Here is a 5,182-nt window from a genome sequence, read left to right on the forward strand (position 1 = left end):
TGAAAGGACGCTGGACGCGGCGCCCGTCTTGTGCGGCGCAGCGGACGCAGGCATGGAAGACGCGCTAGGCATAGTCGGTCTTACGGATAGCATCGACCCTTCGGGCACCGATCTGGCTTTCGGGTTCGGGTTTGGTGGTTGCCTGGGAACGGCGCAGCACGCTCTCGGGAAATCCCACGAGATTATGATCGCGGCATTCGTATTGATCGACCGGCTGATCCCACGGTTTTGGGCAGCGGCCGATGGCCTGGATACTGCGCTTTCGACGCGTGAGCTGGAAGTGTTGCGATATCTTGCTGCTGGGTTGCGTCGCGACAGAATCGCTTGGAAACTCGACATAAGCCTTCCCACGGTCGACCTTCACGCCGCCAATCTGCGCAAAAAACTTGGGGCCCACACGCTCCCGCACGCCGTTGCAAAAGGGTACCGCTACGGCCTTCTTTAGAAATTCGTATTTTGTATACTGCCGAAGACTTCTTCCTCCTCGCCACCCTCGACGTCGTAAATCACTAGCCGATACGTCGCGCTGCCATCAACATTTCTGAGATACCGATTGACCAAAGTTCTCTGGTCCGCCGCTTCCGCATTGCAATCGGTCCACGCGCCACGCCAGCAATAATGTGCAGTGCGGCCGGTCTCCCGCCAAACGTCCGCGCTCGAAAAAATGCCGTTCTCGGCATTTGCGGCGACTTGGTCATCACTGATGGAAAAAAGGAGCGCATCGTCCCGATATAGCCGGATCTCCCGCACGAACCGGAGATTCGAAAGCCTGACCGTCGGCCAGAAGGTGGCGATCGCATTGATCCGTTCGCCACCGGCGTCATAATGATTGTTACTGATCTGATAGTTCCATCGCAGAAATTCACCGAGATCAACCTCCACAAATCTCAACACACCATGGTCGACATCGGGTTCCGAAGTTCGGCATTCTGCGTCCGGAGAATCGAAGCATAGACGCGCGGCGCCGATCAACCGCTCGATTCCGGCCAGCATCTGTTGTTTTTCCGCGCGCACCTGCGCGGCCATCCCGGGCCTAAATTCGTACCGGCCCGAACGCACATCTTGCTCCAGCTGGTCGAGTTCGAGGTAACGATCAACGTAACGGTCTGCGTAATTTTTTAGCAGTTCGAGGGACGCATAGGCGCGCGTCACATAATCGGCCTGACTGTACGCGGGCACATCGAAATAGTCGGATATGTCCACCGCGGTGAACCTGACGATCGGCGCATCTGCCCATCGAACGGCGGCGACCGCCCCGCGCAAACCCTCGCGAATGGCGGTCAGGTCGCCCGTCGCACCACCAATGATGGCGGAAAGGTTCGGCGATGTATCCCGAATGCCATTTTGATATCCTCTTGCCTCGGCAACGACGCTCGAGTCCCGCGACTGGGCGATATTGACGATGTTGACCGATCCTTGGCCGCTGGCCGCCGGCGTCGCGACCGATGCCGAAATCGCCGCGCGGATTTCTTCCCTCTTCTCCCTGCTCGAGGCGATAAACGTATAAACGAGCGAGAGGGATGTTTCGCGGGTGATCGAGGTTATCAAAGCCTCGCCGCAACGCCGGTAAAACTGTTGTGGATCAGTCTCGCGACCGGCGAGATCCAGCGCCGCCGCTCCGGTCACATTGAGTTCCGCGCTCTCAATCGCATGGGGCTGGTAGGTTCGCCGAAACGTAACGACATAAACCAGCGAGCGATCGCTCGAAAAAATATCGCGATACCGTTCATATTCGGCCGAACCGCTGACCCGGGCTATCCCGAAACTCGTGCTACCCGAAACCGAAGTTCGCAATTGGGTGATCCGCCGAAGTTCCTGAATCGTTTCGGTAAAGCCCTCGGTAAATTCCGTTGCGCCCGACGGCGGGGCGCTTGGTGAGGTCGTCGTGAAGCATTGGCTGAGACTCCCCGGCTGAAACGGCTCAAGCGGATGCCAGCTCCGGCCCAGCGCAATCGGCATGTCCCGTTCATATTGGTAGGTCTGTCCAGCCGCTGTCCCAGATATGCTCAGGGCAACCGACAGAATACCTAAGATCGTGAAAAATCGCATCGCCATCTCCCCTCGCGAGCACCATCAACTGCGACGCGAAAGGGAAAAAGCTACAAGAAGTTATAGGTACTGTTCAGGCGTCCGCCCGCCGGGCCGTCACCAGATAGTTGAGCGCCGTCTGCTCGGAAATCTCGAAGCCGCGGGCGGGCGAGAAGCTCAGGCCCGACACGTCGGCTACCGACAGCCCCGCATCCTCGAGCAGCCCGGTCAGTTCCTCGGGCGTCAGGAACTTGTCCCAGTCGTGCGTACCCTTGGGGATCAGGCCCGCGCCCTCGCCGACGGTGATCATCGCGACCTTCGAGAGGCCCGTGCGGTTGGGGGTCGACATGACGAGCAGCCCGTCGGGCGCCAGCGCATCGGCGAGGCCCTGCGCGAACCGGGCGGGGTCCGCGACATGCTCGATCACCTCCATGCAGGTGACCAGATCGTAGCGACCGTCCGCCGCCTCGATCCCGCCGGCGCGATAGTCGATGACGAGGCCCGATTGCGCCGCATGCGCTTTCGCCGCCTCCACATTCTCGGCCGCCGCGTCGATCCCCGTGACGTCCGCGCCCAGCCGCGCCAGCGGCTCGGCGAGCAGCCCCGCGCCGCAGCCGATATCGAGGGCGCGCTTGCCGACGAGCGGGTGCCGGTCATGCTCGTCGCAATCCCAGTGATGGTCGATCGCATCGCGGATATAGCGCAGCCGCGGCGGGTTGAGCCGGTGCAGCATGGCGGACGAGCCCTTCGGGTCCCACCATTCGGCCGCGAGCGCGCCGAAATGCGCGGCCTCCTTCGGATCGACGGTGCCCGGCGACGGAGCGGACGGCGGTGATGCTGCACTTGCGTTCATAACCCGCCCTGCCTAACAGGATCGCCCGCCCTGTTCCATGGGGCGAGGCGCATTTTTTCGGGGGTTTCCGGGAGATCAATGGCTCGCATCGTGATGAAATTCGGCGGCACGTCCATGGCCGGGATCGATCGGATTCGGGCGGTGGCGGAGCGCGTCAAGGGCGAGGTCGACAAGGGCAACGACGTCGCGGTGATCGTCTCGGCCATGGCGGGCGAGACCGACCGGCTGGTCCAGTTCTGCCGCGAGGCCAGTTCGCTCTACGATCCGCGCGAATATGACGTCGTCGTCGCGTCGGGCGAACAGGTGTCGGCCGGCCTGCTCGCGATCATGCTCCAGTCGATGGACGTCGCGGCGCGCAGCTGGATGGGCTGGCAGCTGCCGATCCGCACCTCCGAGGCCCATGCCTCGGCGCGGATCGACGATATCGACGCGGACATTCTCGCCAAGGCGATCGAGGGCGGCACCGTCGCCGTGATCCCCGGCTTCCAGGGCATGACCGAGGAAGGCCGGGTCGCGACGCTCGGCCGCGGCGGATCGGACACGTCGGCCGTCGCCATCGCCGCCGCGATGAAGGCGGACCGCTGCGACATCTACACCGATGTCGACGGCGTCTACACGACCGATCCGCGCATCGTCCCCCGGGCGCGCAAGCTCGCCAAGGTGACCTATGAGGAGATGCTCGAACTGGCGAGCGTCGGCGCGAAGGTGCTCCAGACCCGCTCGGTCGGGCTGGCGATGAAGCACAAGGTGCCGCTGCAGGTGCTCTCCTCGTTCGAGGACAAGCCCGGCACGATGATCGTCGACGAGACGGAATTTGAGGAAAGCGAGATGGAAAAACAGCTGATTACCGGCATCGCCTATGACAAGAACGAGGCCAAGGTCACGCTCAAATCGGTGGCGGACAAGCCCGGCTCGGTCGCCGCGATCTTTGCGCCGCTCGCCGAGGCGAACATCAATGTCGACATGATCGTGCAGAATTTCGCGCGCGAGACCGGCAACACCGACGTGACCTTCACCGTCCCCTCGGCCGACCTTCCCCGGTCGCTCGACGTGCTCGAAAAGGCCAAGGACGCGATCGGCTATCGCGAGATCGCGCACGACACCAATGTCTGCAAGGTCTCGGTCGTCGGGGTCGGCATGCGCAGCCATGCGGGCGTCGCCTCGACCATGTTCCAGACGCTGGCCGATCGCGGCATCAACATCATGGCGATCACCACCAGCGAGATCAAAGTCAGCGTGCTGATCGAGGAAGACTATACCGAGCTCGCCGTGCGCGTCCTGCACACCGCCTACGGGCTCGACGCGGAGGACGATGCGGCGTGAGGGGCGAAAGTCCAACACACGTCAAAGCCCTCCCCATCGATGGGGGAGGGTTGGGTGGGGGTGAGCCATCGGCACGCGATGGAGTCTGCGGACAGATCACCCCACCCCTAACCCCTCCCCATCAAGGGGAGGGGAAACGATGACCACCGAAAACGACATCAAGCGCATGATGCGTCGGGGCTGCGAATTTCTCGGCACCGAATATGCGATTCTCGGCGGGGCGATGAGCTGGATTTCGGAGCGCAACCTCGTCTCCGCCATCTCGAACGCCGGCGGGTTCGGCGTGATCGCCTGCGGCGCGATGGAGCCGCATATGCTCGACGAAGAGATCGCCGAGACGAAAAAACGCACCGACAAGCCGTTCGGCGTCAACCTGATCACCATGCACCCGCAGCTCGAGGAACTGATCCAGGTCTGCGCCAAGCACGAGATCAGCCATGTCGTGCTCGCCGGCGGCCTCCCGCCCAGCTGGGCGATCCCGAAGATCAAGGATTTCGGCGCGAAACTCATCTGCTTCGCCCCGGCGCTCGCGCTGGCGAAGAAGCTGCACCGCTCGGGCGTCGACGCGCTGGTGATCGAGGGGATGGAGGCGGGCGGCCATATCGGGCCGGTCTCGACGTCCGTCCTCGCCCAGGAAATCCTGCCCGAGCTGCGCGACGAGCTGCCGATCTTCATCGCCGGCGGCATCGGCCGCGGCCATGCGATCGCCGCCTGGCTCGAAGTCGGCGCGGTCGGCGTCCAGCTCGGCACGCGCTTCGTCTGCGCCACCGAATGCATCGCGCATCCGGCGTTCAAGAAAGCGTTCATGCGCGCCCCGGCCCGCGACGCGATCGTCAGCACCCAGATCGACGACCGCCTGCCGGTCATCCCGGTCCGCGCGCTGAAGAATAGAGGCACGCAGGAATTCAACAGGAAGCAGATCGAAGTCGCGAAACTGCTCGACGCCGGGGAGATCGAGATGGGCGAGGCCCAGCTCCA

The 5,182-nt window shown here is 63.1% G+C and carries 5 protein-coding genes; 3 read left to right on the top strand and 2 right to left on the bottom strand.

The window, feature by feature from the left end:
- Nucleotides 1-445 (top strand): response regulator transcription factor (locus ACTS1X_RS09585; protein ID WP_442614166.1); only part of this gene is annotated, 445 nt, incomplete at its 5' end.
- Here ACTS1X_RS09585 and ACTS1X_RS09590 read toward each other — a convergent pair.
- Both ACTS1X_RS09590 and ubiG read right to left on the bottom strand, forming a co-directional pair.
- Entirely contained in the window at nt 442-2,049 is a 1,608-nt protein-coding gene (locus tag ACTS1X_RS09590; RefSeq protein WP_442614167.1) for a hypothetical protein, read from the bottom strand. The two genes, ACTS1X_RS09585 and ACTS1X_RS09590, sit on opposite strands and share 4 nt — an antisense overlap.
- Before the next feature lie 73 nt (nt 2,050-2,122).
- On the bottom strand, nt 2,123-2,881 hold the full coding sequence (ubiG, locus tag ACTS1X_RS09595; RefSeq protein WP_442614168.1) for a bifunctional 2-polyprenyl-6-hydroxyphenol methylase/3-demethylubiquinol 3-O-methyltransferase UbiG: 759 nt from the start codon (nt 2,879-2,881) through the stop codon (nt 2,123-2,125).
- A 78-nt stretch (nt 2,882-2,959) separates the two neighbouring features.
- On the opposite strand from ubiG, the gene ACTS1X_RS09600 reads away from it, so the two are divergent.
- The gene (locus ACTS1X_RS09600; RefSeq protein ID WP_442614169.1) at nt 2,960-4,204 is read left to right on the top strand and encodes an aspartate kinase; all 1,245 of its coding nucleotides are present in this window, start codon (nt 2,960-2,962) and stop codon (nt 4,202-4,204) included.
- Nucleotides 4,205-4,343: 139 nt separating this feature from the next.
- The coding region (locus ACTS1X_RS09605; RefSeq protein WP_442614170.1) for an NAD(P)H-dependent flavin oxidoreductase at nt 4,344-5,182 on the top strand (839 nt) is incomplete at its 3' end.

Source organism: Parasphingopyxis sp., from assembly GCF_052168275.1.
Lineage (GTDB): Bacteria > Pseudomonadota > Alphaproteobacteria > Sphingomonadales > Sphingomonadaceae > Parasphingopyxis.

Coding starts and splice junctions, on each gene's coding strand:
- ACTS1X_RS09590 (WP_442614167.1), bottom strand. CDS start 2,049: ATGCGATTTTTCACGATCTTAGGTATTCTGTCGGTTGCCCTGAGCATA.
- ubiG (WP_442614168.1), bottom strand. CDS start 2,881: ATGAACGCAAGTGCAGCATCACCGCCGTCCGCTCCGTCGCCGGGCACC.
- ACTS1X_RS09600 (WP_442614169.1), top strand. CDS start 2,960: ATGGCTCGCATCGTGATGAAATTCGGCGGCACGTCCATGGCCGGGATC.